Source organism: Kurthia populi (genome assembly GCF_042686175.1).
Lineage (GTDB): Bacteria > Bacillota > Bacilli > Bacillales_A > Planococcaceae > Kurthia > Kurthia populi.
The window spans coordinates 107,273-126,983 of sequence record NZ_JBHUOR010000040.1 but is presented as its reverse complement, the minus strand read 5'-3'; the positions used below and the strand labels follow the sequence as shown (position 1 = coordinate 126,983).

The 19,711-nt window shown below is 36.8% G+C and carries 20 protein-coding genes; 11 read left to right on the top strand and 9 right to left on the bottom strand.

Features of this window, described 5'->3' with window-relative positions; all coding sequences use genetic code 11:
- Positions 1-32 precede the first annotated feature (32 nt).
- The gene (locus ACFSY7_RS08010; RefSeq protein WP_380147490.1) at positions 33-1,556 is read right to left on the bottom strand and encodes a DEAD/DEAH box helicase family protein; all 1,524 of its coding nucleotides are present in this window, start codon (positions 1,554-1,556) and stop codon (positions 33-35) included.
- 216 nt (positions 1,557-1,772) lie between these two features.
- Here ACFSY7_RS08010 and ACFSY7_RS08005 point away from each other — a divergent pair, with 216 nt between their 5' ends.
- The 4 genes from ACFSY7_RS08005 (at position 1,773) to ACFSY7_RS07990 (ending at position 4,322) form a co-directional block, all read left to right on the top strand.
- A complete protein-coding gene (locus ACFSY7_RS08005) occupies positions 1,773-2,009 on the top strand; it encodes a hypothetical protein (RefSeq protein WP_380147489.1) in 237 nt (78 codons plus the stop codon).
- The gene (locus tag ACFSY7_RS08000; RefSeq protein WP_380147487.1) at positions 2,002-2,226 is read left to right on the top strand and encodes a DNA-binding protein; all 225 of its coding nucleotides are present in this window, start codon (positions 2,002-2,004) and stop codon (positions 2,224-2,226) included. The genes ACFSY7_RS08005 and ACFSY7_RS08000 overlap by 8 nt, the downstream gene beginning before the upstream one ends.
- Positions 2,227-2,331: 105 nt before the next feature.
- Positions 2,332-3,498 (top strand): site-specific integrase, encoded by a 1,167-nt coding sequence (locus ACFSY7_RS07995; RefSeq protein ID WP_380147486.1) that lies wholly within the window; start codon positions 2,332-2,334, stop codon positions 3,496-3,498.
- A gap of 17 nt (positions 3,499-3,515) precedes the next feature.
- Positions 3,516-4,322 (top strand): hypothetical protein, encoded by an 807-nt coding sequence (locus ACFSY7_RS07990; RefSeq protein ID WP_380147485.1) that lies wholly within the window; start codon positions 3,516-3,518, stop codon positions 4,320-4,322.
- A 195-nt stretch (positions 4,323-4,517) separates the two neighbouring features.
- Here the strand turns inward: ACFSY7_RS07990 and ACFSY7_RS07985 are convergent, their stop codons facing one another.
- Positions 4,518-4,979, bottom strand: a complete 462-nt coding sequence (locus ACFSY7_RS07985) for an NUDIX hydrolase (RefSeq protein WP_380147484.1) — start codon at positions 4,977-4,979, stop codon at positions 4,518-4,520.
- On the bottom strand, positions 4,980-5,690 hold the full coding sequence (locus ACFSY7_RS07980) for a pentapeptide repeat-containing protein (protein ID WP_380147483.1): 711 nt from the start codon (positions 5,688-5,690) through the stop codon (positions 4,980-4,982).
- Between the two features lie 95 nt (positions 5,691-5,785).
- Here ACFSY7_RS07980 and ACFSY7_RS07975 point away from each other — a divergent pair, with 95 nt between their 5' ends.
- On the top strand, positions 5,786-6,343 hold the full coding sequence (locus ACFSY7_RS07975) for a hypothetical protein (RefSeq protein ID WP_380147482.1): 558 nt from the start codon (positions 5,786-5,788) through the stop codon (positions 6,341-6,343).
- Positions 6,344-6,403: 60 nt separating this feature from the next.
- Here the strand turns inward: ACFSY7_RS07975 and ACFSY7_RS07970 are convergent, their stop codons facing one another.
- Positions 6,404-7,402, bottom strand: a complete 999-nt coding sequence (locus ACFSY7_RS07970) for a S66 family peptidase (RefSeq protein WP_380147481.1) — start codon at positions 7,400-7,402, stop codon at positions 6,404-6,406.
- Positions 7,403-7,425: 23 nt separating this feature from the next.
- Here ACFSY7_RS07970 and ACFSY7_RS07965 point away from each other — a divergent pair, with 23 nt between their 5' ends.
- Both ACFSY7_RS07965 and ACFSY7_RS07960 read left to right on the top strand, forming a co-directional pair.
- Positions 7,426-7,773, top strand: coding sequence for an SDR family oxidoreductase (locus tag ACFSY7_RS07965; protein ID WP_380147480.1), 348 nt, complete (start codon positions 7,426-7,428; stop codon positions 7,771-7,773).
- A 214-nt stretch (positions 7,774-7,987) separates the two neighbouring features.
- On the top strand, positions 7,988-8,914 hold the full coding sequence (locus ACFSY7_RS07960; protein ID WP_380147479.1) for a DUF2268 domain-containing putative Zn-dependent protease: 927 nt from the start codon (positions 7,988-7,990) through the stop codon (positions 8,912-8,914).
- Positions 8,915-8,972: 58 nt separating this feature from the next.
- Here the strand turns inward: ACFSY7_RS07960 and ACFSY7_RS07955 are convergent, their stop codons facing one another.
- The 4 genes from ACFSY7_RS07955 to ACFSY7_RS07940 form a co-directional block, all read right to left on the bottom strand.
- Entirely contained in the window at positions 8,973-11,429 is a 2,457-nt protein-coding gene (locus ACFSY7_RS07955) for an MMPL family transporter (protein WP_380147478.1), read from the bottom strand.
- Entirely contained in the window at positions 11,426-11,878 is a 453-nt protein-coding gene (locus tag ACFSY7_RS07950; RefSeq protein ID WP_380147477.1) for a MarR family winged helix-turn-helix transcriptional regulator, read from the bottom strand. The genes ACFSY7_RS07955 and ACFSY7_RS07950 overlap by 4 nt, the downstream gene beginning before the upstream one ends.
- A 98-nt stretch (positions 11,879-11,976) precedes the next feature.
- Positions 11,977-12,819 (bottom strand): TetR/AcrR family transcriptional regulator, encoded by an 843-nt coding sequence (locus ACFSY7_RS07945; RefSeq protein WP_380147476.1) that lies wholly within the window; start codon positions 12,817-12,819, stop codon positions 11,977-11,979.
- A gap of 673 nt (positions 12,820-13,492) precedes the next feature.
- Positions 13,493-14,194 (bottom strand): alpha/beta hydrolase, encoded by a 702-nt coding sequence (locus tag ACFSY7_RS07940; RefSeq protein ID WP_380147475.1) that lies wholly within the window; start codon positions 14,192-14,194, stop codon positions 13,493-13,495.
- A gap of 79 nt (positions 14,195-14,273) precedes the next feature.
- Here ACFSY7_RS07940 and ACFSY7_RS07935 point away from each other — a divergent pair, with 79 nt between their 5' ends.
- The 4 genes from ACFSY7_RS07935 to norA all read left to right on the top strand — a co-directional run bounded on the left by ACFSY7_RS07935 (position 14,274) and on the right by norA (position 17,537).
- Positions 14,274-14,579, top strand: a complete 306-nt coding sequence (locus ACFSY7_RS07935) for an excalibur calcium-binding domain-containing protein (protein ID WP_233600503.1) — start codon at positions 14,274-14,276, stop codon at positions 14,577-14,579.
- A gap of 98 nt (positions 14,580-14,677) precedes the next feature.
- Positions 14,678-15,436, top strand: coding sequence for an IclR family transcriptional regulator (locus tag ACFSY7_RS07930; protein ID WP_126989333.1), 759 nt, complete (start codon positions 14,678-14,680; stop codon positions 15,434-15,436).
- Positions 15,437-15,449: 13 nt separating this feature from the next.
- On the top strand, positions 15,450-16,286 hold the full coding sequence (locus ACFSY7_RS07925; RefSeq protein ID WP_380147474.1) for a MerR family transcriptional regulator: 837 nt from the start codon (positions 15,450-15,452) through the stop codon (positions 16,284-16,286).
- A gap of 60 nt (positions 16,287-16,346) precedes the next feature.
- Positions 16,347-17,537 (top strand): multidrug efflux MFS transporter NorA, encoded by a 1,191-nt coding sequence (norA, locus tag ACFSY7_RS07920; RefSeq protein ID WP_126989331.1) that lies wholly within the window; start codon positions 16,347-16,349, stop codon positions 17,535-17,537.
- Between the two features lie 36 nt (positions 17,538-17,573).
- Here norA and ACFSY7_RS07915 read toward each other — a convergent pair whose 3' ends face one another.
- Positions 17,574-19,703, bottom strand: a complete 2,130-nt coding sequence (locus ACFSY7_RS07915; RefSeq protein ID WP_380147473.1) for a dynamin family protein — start codon at positions 19,701-19,703, stop codon at positions 17,574-17,576.
- Positions 19,704-19,711 lie beyond the last annotated feature (8 nt).

Sequence of the window (19,711 nt, the reverse complement as noted above, 5' to 3'; positions counted from 1 at the left end):
GAAATTCTCATTTTAATAAAAAAAGAACTGCATTAGCAGCTCTTCGTTAATTTCCAACATCTTTTATACTTCGTTTCTCCTCCCACATATACACGTTTATCTTCTAACACATATCCTAATGATTTGATTCCATCACATATCGTTGTTAAAGATGGTAAATTTTTTTTATGCACTGTAACGATATTTAATTCACGCATATCTTCTCTAAATTTTTGTTTTGCTTCATCATTTTTAAAGAGGATTTCTTCCTTGCCATACATCAGATTATCTAAATATTTTTTAACCTTCAAATCTTGTAGTGTAACAATCTCAACATGAGGATACATTTCTTGTAAAACCTCTTTATATGTTTCCAACAAATTATCAGAATTAGACAATTTTTCATAAAAACTCAATTGATCCAACTTTAATTGTCTAGTTATCTGATTATATTGTTCATAATCTTCAGGTTCTGCACCGAACCCTACTTTAAATTTTTGTTTAGGATTATGTTTCAGTATTTCTTCAAAAGTTCCATATGCTTTATAGAGTTCATCATATCGCTGTAAATACATCTTTATCTTTTTAATTTTGTTAGTAGAAGATTGTTTCGTCATGACTTTAAAAAGCAAATCCAAATGATAAGAAGAATTTTCTTCAAATCTTAGTCGGCTTCTGAACTGTTCAATTGTGTTAATCATCTCATTACAGTAATAGGCAACTAAAAAGTTCTGATGTGTCTCTATGTTTACTCCTACGTCCAAAAATTTAGTAGCTACGATTACATCACATATCATTTCTTCTTCCTCAATAATTTTTTGCAGCACGTACTGATCTTTATCGTCCATATACTTCTCTACTTCTTCATGTGCTTCAGAAAGTAAAGTAGCCATGTCTTTGTTCGCAAATGATAATTTAGCTATTTTCAACATTTCTGCATAAGATACTAAACTTAACGTTTTATATTGGTTATCTAAGTAGTTTAGAATAGTCTCTTTAAACTCTTTCTTATCCGTTGTTAGTAATACCCTTCTTATTTTATTATTTTCCTTATTTATATATCTTATTTGTTTAATGCTACGTGTAAAATAATTTTCTAATTTCAAAAAGCTGTCAGGTGTACCGCTCAAAGCAATTATTGTACTTTTAGGAGTCCATTCATTTATAAATTGAATAAAACGATGTGCTTTAAAATCATAATCACTCGCATCATATATTAAATGTGCTTCATCAATCACAATATAGTCAAAATCCATTCCGATAATTTCATCTACTAAATTCATTTCCATAATTTCATTAATGCTTTGATACATTTTTAAGGTTAAGTTTAAATTCTTTTCAATCATTTCATCATATTTAGTAGTCCATTTATATTTATGGTCTAACTGCTTTTTTAAAGTTTTCCGATTACACAAAAACAACACTTTTTTATTCTGCTCTTTAGCATAAGGAATTAATTTTGTCATTATCGCCGTTGTCTTTCCGCTCCCACATTCCGATCCTACTAAATATATATTCTCTTTATTCATTCCATCTAATAATTCTTTTGTAAATGTTTCCGATACATAATTTTTCATTTTGTTTTACCCTTTCGTATTACTCATGACAAAAAACACATTTTATTACTAATGTATATCTTGCTGAATTTGTCATGTCTCAATAGTTATATAGGTAGATTATTTTTTGACAAAACAACTCCCTAAAAAATTTTTTTATTTATTTTCTATTTTTGTTTGTCAGATTTTTTTCAATGTATATAACTATTTTGTAAAAAATATTTGGAGGAAACAAAAATGAAAAAACAAAATAGATGCAATTTAAATACTTTAGTAGAACGATTTGAAAATACAGAGGAGTTTTTCAAGAACTTAACAATCAACAAAGAAGACTTTCAAACTTTAAGTACCCCTAGCAAGTTAGGCGGTAGTAGAGGCAAAACAAAAGCACAATGGCGTGTAACAGACGGCATTAAATATCCTGTAACAACTTACAAGGCTTCTGAATTAAAAGAAGGTACACACGATGAATAACGATTTTTTAGAAGAAATCAAAAAAATGATTGTCACATCACAAGCGAATTACTCAAAAGAATGGCTATCTCTTAAAGAAGGAGCCAAATACGCTGGCGTATCATATAACACCTTTATTAAATTTCGTGAAATGGGATTACGTGTCGCAGAAGTAGAAGGAATCAAGCGTGTATCTCGAAAAGAAATTGATACATTTTTAGAAAATCATAGCTATTAAATAAAAGAGGAATTGTCTTTGGTATCTACTGGGGTATAATGGATATTGAAGGTGATTTCTCTTCTTTTTATTGCTCTTACAACGCAAAATAGAAGGAGATTTATCATGTCAAAAAATACAACACCAATTGAAAAATATAAGTTAAAGAGCGGTGAAAAACGTTACCGCTTCCAAATTTATGTAGGTATTGATCCACTTACAGGAAAACAAAAACGCACGAGACGTTCAAACTTCAAAACACAAAAAGAAGCAAAACTAGAATTAGCTCGGATTAAACTACAAATTGAAAAAGGTACATTTTTTAAACAAGTAGCGGAGACATATTTAGACGTTTATAACCTTTGGGTAAAACAATATGAAAAAACAGTGGAAGAAAGTACCTTTGTAAAAACAACAGGTATTTTTAGAAATCATATTTTAAAATCTATGAGTGATTACAAAATTGAAAAGATTACAATTGACGTTTGCCAAAAGCACTTAGATGAATGGGCAGATAAACTGAAACACTTCCAAAAAGTGAAATCATACGCTGCGAAAGTAATGAATTTTGCAGTTAAGCGGGGTTATATTCAATCAAATCCATTTGATTATGTAGATATGCCTGTCGCTTTAAAGAAGAAACAAGCGAGTATGGAAGAAGCGGAAGAAAACTTTTATACACGTGAAGAGTTAATCGAGTTTTTATGTTGTTTTGAAAAAGAGAAAAATGTAAAAGCCTATACACTGTTCCGTCTTCTAGCTTATAGCGGTATGCGTAAAGGTGAAGCATTAGCACTTACATGGAAAGACTTAGACTTCACACATAACAAAATCGTTATTAGTAAAGCTATCTCACGTGGCAAAGATAATCAACTATATGTAAAATCCACAAAAACAGGCTTTGCACGTACGATTACAATGGATTCACGCACTATGGAAATCTTGAAAGAATGGCGTAAACAACAAAAAGAAGACTATTTCAAATTAGGTTTTAACACAAAATCACCTAATCAATTAGTCTTCAGTAATGAACATAATGAATTTTTACAACCAACAAAAACACGTAAATGGATTGTACAAGTTCAAAAGAAATACAATCTCAAACCAATCACAACACATGGATTACGTCATACACATTGTTCCCTACTATTTGAAGCTGGAGCAAAAATTAAAGAGGTACAAGATCGTTTAGGACATAGCGATATTCAAACGACAATGAACATCTATGCTCACGTTTCTACTAAAGCAAAAGAAAGTGCTATTCAGAAGTTTGAAGAGTATTTAAGTATTTAAAAATAACTTTAAAAGAATTGGAGAATTTAATGACTCTCTTTTTACAACTACCTAATGAACCTAATTTAATTGAAATACAATGTACTGATGATTCTGTATTAAATAGCTTATCTTCATCCACAACACCAGTTAATTTCATCACCAAAAATAACCAAGATATAATTATTAATCATTATTTTTGGACAGCAATTCCTAATGTAATTAGATATAAATTCAAATATAGTAACAGTAAATTCTGCTCTCTTACTATGTCTAAAAAAATTCATCCTAATTCAAATTACAATGAAGAATTTTTATATTTTAATAATCATAATCATAGGAAAATAGTTATTGTTTTAGAATCACCACATGTTGATGAATATACATCTGATATGCAACCTATTTCTCCTGCACAAGCTGATACAGGAACAAAAATAAATTCAAACATTGAAAGTTTACTTAAAAATATAAACAGCCATGTGCAATTCAAACAAAATGAAGTTATTGAAATTGCATTAGTAAATCCAATTCCACTTCAAACATCTTTAGGCACTATTCATGGTGAAAATCTTGCAGACCAGTACCTCAATTTACGAAATAATGTTTGGAAAGGTATATGGAGAAATACAGATTACAGAAAAAAATTCATTGATCAAATAAACACATTATATTCAAGAGATATTATAATAAATGCCTGTACAGATAAACTAAAAAATGAAGTAACTAAATCTTTGTCAGAAGCCAAAGATTTTGAAGGTTCTATTTTTAATACATATCACCCAGGAGCACGGGGAAATTGGTTAAACGGATTTAAAAAAATTAGATTACCATCTATTCACACGTAGCAGCTACGTCTTTAGCTACGTTCGTTTGATATTCATTGAAACCCAATGAAATTAAAAAAGTGCCAAAATCCTTATCTATCAAGGATTTTGACACTCATTGAATCTCTATGAAATTCATGTATGGAGACGGCGGGAGTCGATCCCCTCGCCAAATACCGCTTCTCTACCAAACAACCTCTCCAACCCAATCCAGCTTTAATCCCCACCATTCATTCCCCGCACATACGCATCCAACACAACTTGATCTGGTGGGCTAATTTCCTCTGGCAGCTTATCTAAATCAAAAAATTGAATGGCACTTGCTTCTACTTCATCAAATGCGAGGGTTCCATGATAGTCAGTACAAACAAAGGCAGTGACGACGTTGTAAACTTCATCGCCATGTGGATATTTATAATAAAGTTCGGGTCCAGAAAATGTGTTAAATAGCTTTAGTTCATGTGGTGTGAGTCCAGTTTCCTCTAGCATTTCGCGTGTAGCGACTTGTTCGAGGGTTTCGCCAAGTTCCATCGAGCCTCCTGCAAGTCCCCAGCAATGATTATCAATTCGTTTTTGTAGAAGGAGCTGGCGTTGTTCGTTGAAAATCAGCACACAGGCACCGACCATTATGATGGGTGCGGTGCCTATTTTTTTACGTAAATCCTTGATGTAGCCCATCTATTTCACAAACTCCCAAATTAACAGGGCAATTACAATAATAAATAGCATCGTAAAGATAAAGCCTTTTATGGATTTCTTTGGAGTGGGTTTGGTAGGTTTAGCTTCAGATGCATTTTCTTTAGTAAACACCGCATTTTTTGTGAAGGCGCCAGTGAGATCTGCATCTGTTAAATCAGCACCGACAAGATTTGCGCCGAGTAGGTCTGCATTTTTTAAATTAGCTCCCGCTAAATTCGCATGGGTAAATTGTGTACCCTCGCCGTTTAAATTTTGTAGCTTTGCCTGACCAAAATGTATATGGCTCATATCCTCAAAGGCAAAATCCGCTTCGGTAAAATCACAGCTGCTTAAATCTACGCTCTCTCCCTGGTCATTCAAAAAAGTACACTGGCGGAAAACAGCCTGATTAAATTTTGTATTCGTGAGTGTGGCACCGACAAATGATACATGATGAAACTCCGCAAGATGGAAATTCGTATTCGTCAACAGCGCATCTTTAAAGGAAACCTGGTCGAATGTAGCGCCTGTAAAATCGGTATTGGATACATCAGTGCCCTCAAATGACACATCTGTAAGCTGACTATCATTAAAATAGCTTTCTGTTAAATTCGTATTCGTAAACTGAACGTCGATTAATTCGTGCTCGTGGTAATCGCTATTTGGTTGTTGTTCGTGATTAAATTGTTGGTGCTTCAGTGGTTTTAGCATCGTAAAATCCCCCTTATGATTATCCTAATTATAGCCTATTTCATTCATGAAATAGATGTGGTACAGTCAATAAAATACAAAAAAGGGGTGTTTGTATGAAAAAATGGTTCATCACTGCCGTCACTACTCTGTCCTTAGCCATCGCACCGATGACAAGTTCCGCGGCAACCGTTTCTGCTGGTTCCAATTATGTGCCAAGTAAAGGTTATAGCTACAGTACGTACGATTTAGAAGGTACACCAAAACGATTGTCAAATCTCAAATGTAGTGGCCCTGCTTCCCTGCGTCAATGTACAACAACAAATTATCGTGGCTACACCCATCTCTATAATGATAAATATCTTTCGCTCGGTGTAGCGTATTCAGATGTCTATTTAACGCCCGCATATAAATTTCCAATGACAAGCGGAAAAACGTATAAGCTGAAAGAATATGATTTAGAGGGCAATGCCTACAGCTATCGTTACGAAGTGAAATCAGTAAATACGACGAAAAAGGTTGGCAACAAAACATATAAAAATGTGATCCGCATTAAAAACCAAGATGGTGGCTATACGTTTATTGCGAAAAATCATGGGATTGTTTTAATCACGATTAAGAAAAAAGGTAAGCAAGTGACGTATTATAAAGTAACAAGTGCTAAAAAACGCTAAATAAACAAGGAATCGCAATAGCTGCGATTCCTTTTATTTTTTGTAAACATGTATATTTTTTTACTTATTAACAAACCAATCTTCAATGCTTGTAATTGTTTTATGTTCAAAGTCTACTCGAATCTTTTTCCCGATGGCGAGTGGCAGCATGGGATGAGTATGACAGCAATCAATACCTGATAAAATCGGTATAGCTGCGCCGTCTAGCTGTTCTAGGAGAATGTCTAGTGGCTGTTTTCCTGTGCCATGATCATCATAACCCTCATGCTTCCCAAGTAAGATGGCACTCACTTTATGAAAGACACCATGGAGCTTGAGCATCGCCATATTTTTCTCAACGACGTCTGGTGATTTCATCGTATCCTCGATCAATAAAATATCACCGGTACGGATTTCCGGGAAATAAGGGGTCCCAATAAAGCCATACATCGCATTGTTATTGCCTCCGATTAGACGCCCTTCGACTCTGCCTGTGCCTATGCTATGCCATTCATTTTTAAATAGCTTTTTCGGGCGTTCGTAGTCAAGCCAATTGACCGCTTCATCCGACCACATAGCAGGCATGTTCGGTGTATAGGGGACCTGTGCATCGCAAAAATACTGTTCAAAATACGTATAGGTGTCATCGACAAGTGGCGGAAATTCACCAAAAGATGGCACAAGCGCCGGGCCATAAAAGGTCGAAATTCCCGTTTTAGCATATAGCGCGAGTAAAATCGCCGTAGTATCAGAGTAGCCGACGACGAGCTTTGGTGTGCGCGCAAATTGTGCATAATCAAGATAGGGCAGCATACTGTTCGAGTTCGTGCCTCCAATCATCGACATAATCATTTTAATCGACGGGTCGCGAAGAAGCGCATTCAATTCTGCTGCACGTTCCTTAGGTGTTCCTGCACGGTAAATCTCACTTTTCCCGGTCAACTCACCCTCGACAATGATAAAACCTTTGTTCTCTAAATAGGCCTTCGCGCGGTCATAGCGTTTTTTTGCGGTAACTGATGCTGGGGAGGACGGTGAAAAGATACCAATTTTATCCCCTTTTTTCAAACGATTTAACATATGCCTCACATCCTTTGTAGCTAGTGTACACAAAAAAGAGGAAATTACGCTTTTGCGCAATTTCCTCTCATTCCATCCCCTCAATTCGTGCATCCACACGCTCGGCCCAGTTTTCATTAACTTACCCACAATTTGCAGAAATTCGTAGGTCTCCACGCACAATCAATACACCAATGGGTCGCCAGGAAGCGTCACAGCAAAAAGAAATGCAAACGATGCTTGAGCTAACACTGCTACAACGTGAAGGTGAAGCAAGTGAAATCGCCACAGCTGTTGCATTCCTATTAAGCGATGATGCATCCTATATTTCAGGAATTGACTTACGTGTTGACGGTGGAACCGTTGCGAATTTAGAAAAAGTAAAGCGATAATTTGTTTTCATGTAAATAAGTATTCGTTTTTACAAATATACAAGTGTTATGACAATGAAGTACTTGTCATAACGCTTTTTTTAAGACCTCGCAATCGTTTAACAGCTGATTTATCGCCAATTTTACCGGATAAAAATAAAAGAAACAGCACATATTTTTTCCATAATTTGTTACAATTAAATAAAAGACTATTCACAGCAAAGGTGGAAAGCAGTTGAAATCAGGCATTCTTTTTCTAGTAATTTGTGTACTGGCTTTGCTGAGCTCCTGTCAGCAGGCTGCACCTACAGAGGACATTTATTCCTTTGAACAAGATAAGCAAAATTTCCAAATCATTCACACGGCCGCATTATTTAAAAACTACATCGAACAGGCGCAAAAAAATCCAAGTGAAGCATCATCAGACTTGTATCAAGAAACGGTTATTCAACCAATTTATGACGAGTGCTTTAAAAAAGGTGAATACATTTATATGGCAGATGCTACACTCTATGACGCACCTACAAGGTTAACGGAACTAAAGATAATCAATGATTTTCTTGCAACCAATCAAACACAGCTAAACGAGGAAATCCAAGAGGCATTAGAAAAGTCTGCAGCCTTATTACCGACTAAAAAAGGTGTAACCGTGTGTATCTTCCCTAGTATTGATATTAATGCATCTCCCTACACGGTTGGCGCTGGAAAAATCATCATCCCTTATAATGATTTATTAATTGATGCGGATTTTTTAAAAACGACGATAGCGCATGAATATCATCATAGTATGTATGCGGAAAAAGGACTTCATTATGATACAAATACGGTTTTAGACAATTTGATTTTTGAAGGAAAAGCAGTAATGTTTGAAAAAATGGTCTATCCTACATTAGAATCTACCCCTGTAGACCCTACATACGATAAGAATTTTTGGGCTGAAATTGAAAAGGATTTGGACACAATCAATTCAACTCGTTCACTCGAAATTCTACGAGGTGGCAATGAGTTACCGTTTCTTTATGGCTATAGCGAAGGGTATAAAATGATTGAATCGTATTTAGCAAACGCTCCGAGTACTTCCATCGAGAAATGGACAAGCTTAAGCACACAGGAAATCATCGATAAAGGGAACTATTTCGATCATTATGACGAGCAAAAATGACATTTGCACATAGTATTGCTCAAAAAAAGAGCCTAGCATTTGCTAAGCTCTTTTTTCATTATGCTTTTTTCTTCGGTTCATTCATTTTCTTCGATAAGCCAAAGGTACTTGGGATAAACACCGGCATGAGTAGCACGGCTAGGAACACAAGCCCGATCATAACGGCTACGGCCACTTGAATTAATGTATTAATACCTGATGGAATGAGTGCGGCGAATGTACCACCTAAAATAACAGCGGCTGATAAAATGACGCCCCCCATTTTCTTACAAGCTTCTACAATCATTTCAAGTCCTAAATTCTCACCTTCACGATAGCGCATCATTAGGAAGATGGAATAATCGACGCCGAGTGTGATGAGCATAATATACGTGAAGAATGGTACGTTCCAGCTCAGTGTTTCCTGTCCTAAGAAGGTTGCAGCAATCCATTCGGTAATACCTAGACTTGCGAAGCTTGCGACAACAAGTGCGACTAAAATCGTAGCCGTCTGTGCAAGTGAACGCGTAATGAACAGTAACATCAGTGAAATACCGATTAAGATAATGATAATGCTGCGTTTAAAATCACTATCCGACATTTGTTGTAAATCGACGTTTGACATCGTTTTACCACCTAGATAAGCGTCTGTATCATGTAATGTAGAGGAGCCTTCAACGAATGAATGCACGACACTTTGCGTTTCCTTCATTACATCCATTGCTTCTGCGGTATATGGATTTTCCTTTAAAATAATCCGCATCGTTGTCGTATTTTGGTCATCATTCATATACGTATCTAAGCTTTGTTTAAAGTCCTTACCTGTCAGCACATCATCTGGCACATTTAAGACATTCGCATTGCCTTTTGCCGCTTCACTCGTATAATCCTGCGTTTGCTTTAGGCCATCTTCCACTTGCTTTAAGCCACCTGTTGCTTGCTTTAAGCCTTGTGCCTGCGCTTCTGCCTGAGTAGCCATTTGCTGAGCAGCTTGTGGAGGAAGCATTGCTGCGGTTTGCTCGGTAGCAGCCGCCGATTGGCTTGCCGCATCCTCTAAACCTATCCGAACTTTATTCGTACCTTTTTCCATTTCATCTAAGCTATCTGTCACCGTATCAAGCTGATCACCTAAATACAGCTCCTTGATTTTTTTCGCTTCTGGACGTGTGACACTATATACTTTATCAACACCATCTACTTCTTTTAATCGCGCAGTCAGGCGATCAATTTCTTGTAGCGCCTCTGCTGACGTTAATTTTTCATCACTTTTAATGACTAATGTCGTTGGTGAACTCATCCCAGCAGGGAATTTATCTGAGATGAGGTTAATCGCCTGCTTCGATTCATACTTATCACTAATTTCCGTTAAATCATTAAAGTTCAGCTTTCCTGAATACATTAAAATCGATGGCACCGCAATAATGGCTACAATGGCTAATGCCACAAATGGGCGCGCAAATGATTGGGATGCAAGGAAGCCCCACAGCTTATTATCTGCATGAGACTTCACATTTTTCACTGGCCAGAAAAGTTTCATACCAAGTAGCCCCATGAAGAATGGATTTAATGTAAACAGCACCAATAAGAGCACAAGCACGCCAATTGCAACACCCCCCGTTGCACGGTAGAAGCTAAATTCCGCAAAGAATAACGCCACTAAGCCGAATAATACGGCAATGCCGCTATAAAGTACGGTGCGCCCTGCTGTGCGATACGTTTCTTTAATAGCATGTAGCACATGCCCCTTCGCCACAAGCTCTTCGCGGAACCGCGTGAATAATAAAATATTATAATCGGTTCCTATCCCGAACAGGATAACGACAAGAAAGACTTGTGTAAAGTTTGAGAAGGGGAAGTTATATGCGTCAACAAGCTGTGCAATAATGCTAAGTGACACAATATAAGAAACCCCTACAGATAACAGAGACACAAACGGTACAACAGGTGAGCGGAAAACGATAATCAAAATAATGATAATGAAAATAATCGCCACAATCTCCGTTTTTTGTACCCCTTCTTGAGATGTTTGCGCAAAGTCATCCATGACAACATCACTACCTGTAATGTATGTCTTCATCGGTAAATCCTTTAGCTTCGCATTTAATTTATCAGCTACCTCCGTAGCACTTTCTAACTCTTTTTTAATTGACAGCTGATTAATAATTGTCGTCTTATCCTTACTAACAAGCTGTTCCTCTGTTTGCTTACTATCGTTATAAAACAGCGTATCCGTAATACCATATTTCTTTTTATTATCCTCAAAATATTGTAGAACCTCATTCATTTTCTTCTTATCTGCCTTTGAGATTCCCTTTTCATCATTGAAGACAATCGCAAAATCATACGTGGACTTGCCGTTGTTATTCATATCATTTAAAATGGCTGCTGCTTTTTCACTTTCAAAATCAGCCGGTAATGCAACTTGGCCTTTTTCCTGTCCAAGCTTTTGTAAATCTGGTAATGCAACAACTGCTACTACTACTGCGATAATCCAAAAAATAAGCGCTACGGTCCGCATATTTTTTAAGTTCTTCATGCTTTCGCCCCTTTCTCATCAATACGTTGCTGAATCATTGTTAATGTGCTAATAAAATTCTCCAACTGCTCATCCTCTTCAAAGTCCTCAAACCATTCTTGAATTAACGCACAATATTTTTCGTTAATTTGCGTCAATAATGCGATTCCTGCATCTGTCAGATGAACATGCTTATAGCGCTTATCCCCTGTTGGAGATGATACATATTCTATATACCCCTGCGTGAGCAGTTTACTCAGTCGATTCGACACCGCACTTTTTTGGACTCCTTGAAATTTCGCAATCTCACTCGGATATTTATCGCCTTGGATTTTCAAATAATTCAAAACCTCGTACTGTTCTGATGATAATCCTTTGAAGTTTTCTTCGTTCAATTGCTTCGTCACGAGTTCATTTCCTGAAATCATCACACGCTCAAGCAGTGAAATAGCATGTGCAATACGCTCCATCTTTAGCCCTCCTTATATAGTTCATATGCATGAACTGTTTTAATGTTGATAGTTTACCCCTATGAACTATTGAATGTCAACAAAAAAACTCATTGTCCTTAACCAATGAGTTTTACAAAATTATGAATTGCTGGGTAGTCTGGATTTAACGCCTCGACTAGCTGTTTTTTTATATGTGCTGTTAGCGCTGGATTTGTAAGTGGTAATTCGCGGTGGCTAAGGAGAAGCTCAATATATTCTTTAAGCAGCACTGCATTATCAACCTCATGCGTTAGGAGCCATTGAATTAACTGATCCGCCGCTTCTGTAAAGCGTTCCTTACATGTCATTTGGTCATCAAATAAAAAATCATCTGTAGAAAAAAGTGGCTTTTCTTCTAGTTTTGGCAACGCAAAAATCATTAAATCCACACAATAATCAACAATTTCTCGTAAGGTACGTGGTTTATTGACGATACGATTAAAACTAATATGATAATTTAAAGTTGATTCGACAAACTGTGTAGCTGCAAGTGTCGCGTTCGGATACGTGCTACCAAAAGCCCGCTTTACATACACATGAAGCCACTGCATACGATTGATACGCAAATCTTCTGCATAGCGCACCAAGTCAATATCTTTCTCCCCAGCTGCCTCCGCGACGATTTGATTAATGCGTGAGTTTTGTTCCTTCTCACGACATAAATAAATGATCTCTCGCAGTAATTCCTCATCCGTTCCACGATGCTGCACTGTTAGTAAAGTGCGCTCCTCTTTTAAATGTTCCTGAAAAGAACGCGTAATCTCAACGAGCAATGCCGCCTTCGATGCAAAATAATTGTAAAATGTGCCCCGCGACACATTACTCTCCTTCACAATATCCGCAATTGATGTTTCTACGTAGCTTTTTTCTTTAAATAAACGATGCGCCGCCTTTTGCATCGCAAATTGTTTTTCATTCATCATATGTACTTCCTTTATCCATTCTTTGTTTCATTATAATCGATTTGAATGTTCAATGTAGCTTTTGAGAAATGATTTTTCAGAAATCACTCATACGTGCAGAAAGCGTGTTTTAGATACGACATAGTTTAAAATATGTGTCAAAACAGGACCATTAGCGCACGTTTTTTTATCGAAATCCTACTTATCGTGCAAAATCTGTCAACTAAACTTTTATTTCGCGACGTCATCAAAAATAAATACTATTTTTAATTCCCAAAAAGAACGATTTTAGGGCAAAAATGATTCCCTAAAGGACAATTCCTACCAAAAAAAGACCTTTTCGGACATACAAAAAGCCGCTATAGCAGAAGTAAAATGACATTTATTCAAAAAAATCGACGGTTGACAAATTTTCATGATCCGGATGATTTCTCTGTGCTAAAAAAACCCTTATAAGCCGATAAACGGCCAAAAAACACCCGCTAGAGTAGCTCTAACGGGTGTTTTTAATTCGGATAGTGTACGACTTTTTACTACAAATCGCCAAAAAAATCATAATGATTTGTGATAATGCTGATAAAGAGCAAATGAATACGACGACACTATGCCTATATACTTACAGTTGTCACTTATCGAAAAATATGTCGTATCGAAAAGCTGCTTTCTGAGGTTATCGATGATTTTTTCTGAGCTATTTAATAAATCGCAACGCACGACTTAGCACTGTCGGTAAAACGGATAAATGATTTTCCTCTGGTGCAATATAAAAAGTGTGTGGCACAGCAGATAAATGTGTTAGTAAACGCTCAATAGGTGCATGCATGGAGCGCTCAAACTCACCTACGGCAACATACAAGCTCTTTGGCGAATGTGCTTCAAGAAGTGCTGTACTGTACGTCAATAATTCCTCGTCATTCCACCAAACGGATGGACTGAGCGCAATATAGCTCGTAAAATCTTCTGGCGCTGTTAGCAGATGCCACAGCACGTAAGAACCTGATAGGCTATGACCGAATAAGGTACTACGGGAGCTTGCTGGATAATGTGCCGCTATAAATGGCTTTACGTCATGTACTAAAAATTGTTGAAACACCTCTGCTCCGCCAAATGGTCCTTCTTTTGGCATCGGAAATGTGCTAGTGACATTGTAATGCGGAGCTTGTGGGGTAAAATCAAAAAAGCGCTTTGCAGGTGGCTGCTCGATTGTCACGACAATCATGCGCGAAATTTTTGTCAGCTTACGCATCATCATCTGCGCATCAATAATGGCACGTACAACCGGACCATTATGCGCACCATCTAGTACATACAACACAGGAAATCCTTCCTTTGGATGGGGTTTTTCAGGGATTGTCACCGTTATTTGATAGTTATGAAGTGTAAATGCGTCCACTTTTTAATTCCTCCTTATTAAATAATATGAATAATGTATATAAATACGGGTAACGAGCAAAGGAATGGGAAGGATTCAAATGAAAAAAATGGTGAAATTTTCATTTGCGGCTATGATGCTCAGTGCGACGTTCTTTGGTACGACAACTGCAGCACCAGTAACAGCCGACGCAAAAAGCACGTATAATAATTGTACCGCATTTAACAAAGCATATCCTTATGGTGTTCGAAAGTCAGCAAGTACGAAAAATAAAGTGAAGAAGCGGAATGGTCGCGTTGTCTATGAAGCAAGTCGCGCAAAAGTTTCGGCTTCTATTTACAAAGCGGCCACACGTCAAAATTCAGATTTGGACCGTGACCGGGATGGCATTGCCTGTGAACGATAGTACGTCAGAAGCACTCCTATTTGGGTGCTTCTTTTCATTGTGTCATGCGTCCCCTCTTTCGGTATAATAAAAGGACTAGCACGAGGGGGAGTTACAACATGCAGAGTAAAAATAAAACGGTTATGCGCTCGATGGAAATTTTAAATTTATTTATTCGACATGCTAAATTATCATTTAATGAAATTGTCGAGTATTCAGGCATTCCAAAAACATCAGCTTATCGTATGGTGCAAACACTTGAAGAAATGGATTTACTTGATAAGGATACAAATGGTCACTATAGCCTCGGAGTGCTTTTTTTACGCTTTGGTCATCTTGTGTCGGAACGTATGGATATCCGTCAATTAGCGATGCCCGCGATGGAGAAGTTACATAAGGAGCTTGGCGAGGCGATTAATTTAATTATTCGTGACCGCGACGAAGCAGTGTATATCGAAAAAATCCAATCGATTCAACCAGTGCGCCTGTATACAATGATTGGTCGCCGGACACCACTTTATGCGGGGGCCTGTGCGCGTGTCATTTTATCCTTTCTACCGGCACAGGAGCGCGAGGAATATTTAAAGCGCGTGGAGCTTATTCCATTTGCGAAAGGGACGATTTCAACGATTGAAGAGTTGCGTCACTCCATTTCACAAGCGCGAAATGTTGGCTACACGATTAGTTATTCAGAGCTTGAGGACTTTACCGCAGCCATTGCCTTCCCGATTTTAGATTATAAAGGGGATATTATCGCTGGTATTAGCATTGCAGGTATTGAAAAGGATTACGTAGGCGCGGAACTTGAACGTTTTATTACACTTGGCAAACAGGCAGCCAGTGATATTTCGACAAAGCTTGGCTATATTGAATCGTAAGTGAGGACACAACATGAAGCAAAATTATTTTACAATTGGTGAAGTATCTAAAATGATTCATCTACCCGTACGTACACTTCATTATTATGATGAAATCGGGTTATTTAAGCCCGCCTATGTCGACCCTGCAACGAATTATCGCTATTATAGCGAGCTGCAGCTAGCAAATATGGACTTGATTAAATCATTAAAATATATTGGAACATCGCTAAATGATATTAAACATGCACAAAATTTTACGCCTGCGCAGTTATTTTCATTTCTAAATGAACAGCAAGAGCGTGTGAGTGAAAAATTGCGTAAAATGCAGGAGGTGCAACTCGTACTGCAAAAAACGATGAAGCAGTTGGAGGAGCAAATTAAAATCCCTGTATATGAAGAAATTTATGAGAAGGATGATGAAGGTGAGCGCCTACTCGCTGTCAAAACACCCGGTTTCACCTTCCCTGATGACCCTAGTATTTATTTTAATTCGGTAATTGAAACTCTAGAACAAAGTGGAAGTGCTGTAAATGTGCGCTATGGCGGTATTTATCCGCTACAGAATTATCAAAAAATCGAGGATTTACGCTATGATTATTTGTTTATGCCACTACTTACATCCCATACTTTTGACTATATACAGACGAACATGGATCTGATTACCTCTCCAGCGGGCCACTATGCATGCATTGCGTTTGAATATACATTTGATCACTATTTATCAAATTATCAAAAGTTCTATCAGGCCATTAACACGCGCGGATGGCAAGCACAGTCACCTGTGTATGAGCTGTTTTTACCGACAAGCTTCTCGCCAAACGAAGCTCCTACGTACATTGTGGAGCTAAAAGTAAAAATTAAGGCTTGACCTTACAGTTACTGTAGGCTTTAACATTATAGGTACTTTAAGATGTAGAGGTAAAACAACATGAGTAAAAAAGTATCCATCACGTTAGGCGTTTTATTAGTCAATTTGTTTATTGCCTTCCTCGGTATTGGGTTAGTTATCCCTGTACTGCCAAGGTTGATGAACGAATTAAACATTAGTGGACAGGTCGTTGGTTATTTAACAGCGGCGTTCGCTTTAACACAGTTAATCTTCTCCCCATTTGCCGGAAAGGCGGTAGACCGTTTCGGACGAAAGATTATGATTGTCATTGGCTTAATTATTTTCGGTTTGTCAGAACTATTATTCGGTTTCGGGAAAACGATTGATGTGTTATTTATTTCCCGTATTTTAGGCGGCTTGAGTGCGGCATTTATTATGCCAGCTGTCACTGCCTTTATCGCCGATATTACAACGGAAGATAACCGTCCAAAAGCACTTGGCTATATGTCAGCAGCAATTTCGACAGGCTTTATTATCGGACCGGGGATTGGCGGCTTCTTAGCAGAAATTGGCACGCGTGTCCCGTTCTATTCAGCAGGTATCCTTGGACTTGTGGCCGCTGTCGGTTCAATGATTTTACTACGTGAGCCAGAGCGTCCAATTATTCCAGTTACAGAAGATGAGACAGCAGGAAAAAGTAGCTTCCGTAAATTACTAATGCCGATGTTTTTCATCGCATTTGCTGTTATTTTCATTTCATCATTTGGTCTAGCCGCTTTCGAATCATTCTTTAGCTTATATGTAGACCATAAATTCAGCTTTAGCCCGTCAGATATCGCCATTGCGATTACCGGTGGGGCCATCTTAGGTGCGATTTTCCAAGTAGTGTTCTTTGATCCAATGATGAAGGCGCTCGGCGAAATTAATTTAATTCGTATTATGCTACTGTTATCTGCCGTTCTCGTATTTGCGATGACACTTGTTAACTCTTACTGGATGATTATGGCGGTGACGTTTACGGTATTTATCGGCTTTGATTTAATTCGTCCGGCTGCTACTACGTATTTATCACGTATTGCAGGTAATGACCAAGGCTTTGTTGGTGGGATGAACTCATTCTTCACATCACTTGCCAATGTGTTTGGTCCTGTGATTGGCGGGGTGTTATTCGATATTGATATTAACTATCCATACTACTTCGCAACTGTCTTTATCCTTGCTGGACTAGGACTTGCGATGGCTTGGAAAAATCCATTGCTGAAAAAAAACGCAACAATTGAGCCAAAATAAAAAAGCGAGTGCTACGGCACTCGTTTTTTTGTGTAGCTATATTAAAATTTTCTTAGCTGTTAGATTTTCAAGTTTTTTAACGCCTTCTTGAAGCGCTAAAATTTCTTTTTCTTTATCATTAAATCGTGCTAATACAATTTCATACTCGTGTATAATATTCTTTAATAATTGTGTTGTAAAATTATTATCAATAGCAGTCAATTTTTCTTTAAATACTTTGATTTCATTAATAAACTGTATTAATATTTCATCAAATAATTGACTAATATGACTTGAAAGTTTACTCTGTAACTCTACTTTTGAGCTTGCATTACGTACTTCCCCAGAAAAATTATTTCCCATTGATTTTAAGTACTCTGACAAATTAATACGAATAATAGGAAGTTCAATTGCTTGAATAGTTTTCTCTGTCAATAACTTAAAGTAACTAGGATCATAATATTCTGAACCGGGATCGAAGTTTTCGATAACCGTATTTAACAATCGATTTTTTAGCTGATGGAAATCAAGCGTTTTTTGAAAATACTCTTCAACTGTATTCACAGATTCATTCCCAAAGTTCCTTATATTTTCTAGTGCGTCTGAAATATCTAAATACCTATAGCGTACTTCAACTGTATAATATTCTTTCCTACTCGTCCCCCATGAAAATGGGTTGTACCATTTTGAAGTTGATACATTGTGAGAACGTTCTTCTAAATCTGTTCCACTACGTTCATTCAAATTTGAATATTCTAAACTCGCTTGGCGTAGTGCCTGTGTTCCATCTGCTTTACACATTTCTAGCTTCGTAAATATATCTGTAAAAATACTTGTCGTAGCCATTTTAATATTTTGCATTTGACTAGCAATTGCTTTTTTTTGTTGTTCAAGTGATTCATAATCATGTTCAACTAATAAAGTAAGTCGGCGTTTTTGAAATGTTAATATATTTTTCATTTCTTGAGAAAGTTCTTTTTTTGCTAATGGTAGAAATGCAGCAGTCTTCTCTATTAAAATTTCTTCTTTACGTGCTATTACTTCGCCGAAAATGCGTTTTATTTCACGAATATTTCCAATATCTATCAACATATCTTTATCCAAATCATCATGCTCATTTAAATTGCGCATGATTAACTTTTCATCTTCAGTAAAACTTTGTACTTCTTTTTGGCTCATATTATGTGCCATAGAAGAAACGAAAATTGGGTTTTTACATTCTTCTAAAACTTGAATTATATCATTACTCATACCACGATTACGTAAAGCTTCTATATACTGAGTTATTTTAATTCGTGCATTACTCTGAAGTATCTTTTTTGTCTCAATATTAGTTTCCTCTAATGAATCGTAATCATCAATTGTATCTTGCATTGCTTCATCATAACGGCTTGAAATTAATACAAGACGATTAACTCCTTTTTGAGGTAACTGAGCTGTTAACAAATGCATATCTGTTTGGTCCAGAAAATTGCTCCCTCGACTTAGGAAAAATACAACATCACAAACTTCCATAAATTGCTTCGTCTTATCTGTCCTTGATGCAATAGGATCATTCATTCCTGGAGTATCAACTATAGAAATATCCTTTAACGCTTCATTGTTTATTTTCAGCGTTACATACTTTACAAGCGCTGTAATCTTTCCATTTTCACCTACATATTCATTTAATTCCCTCATTAAATCTTTTTCATTAGAAAATGTAATAATTTCAGTTCCTTTTTTTAGATATGTATCTATATCAATACTATTTTTTTGCGCAAGTGATAAAATCTCACGTGCTACACGATATTCGTCTAATTCCGAATTTACACGAGCGCGTTCTTCAATTTCTTGCCACTCTTTTTGACTATAATAAGAAATTTCAATACTATTCTTTTCACTATATTCAATTTTTGTAAGTGTTGCCGTTTTTAGAGTAGACGCACGGGGCAACACATCTTCCCCATTAAAAATCATTGTATTTAAAAAAGAAGATTTCCCCGCCTTAACCTGACCAATAATACCTATGTTTAGCTTACGTTCTTTTTGATAAAAATCATCAACCTTTGTTTGAAAAGTTCTTTTTAATTTATGGAGTCCTAGCAAATCCCCTTGTGACAAAAAATTAAGATGTTCTGTTATATGACTAATTTCTAGAAGATGTTGTTCAAATTGTTGCTCAGTTGTTTTATCAAAAATAATCATTTGATTTC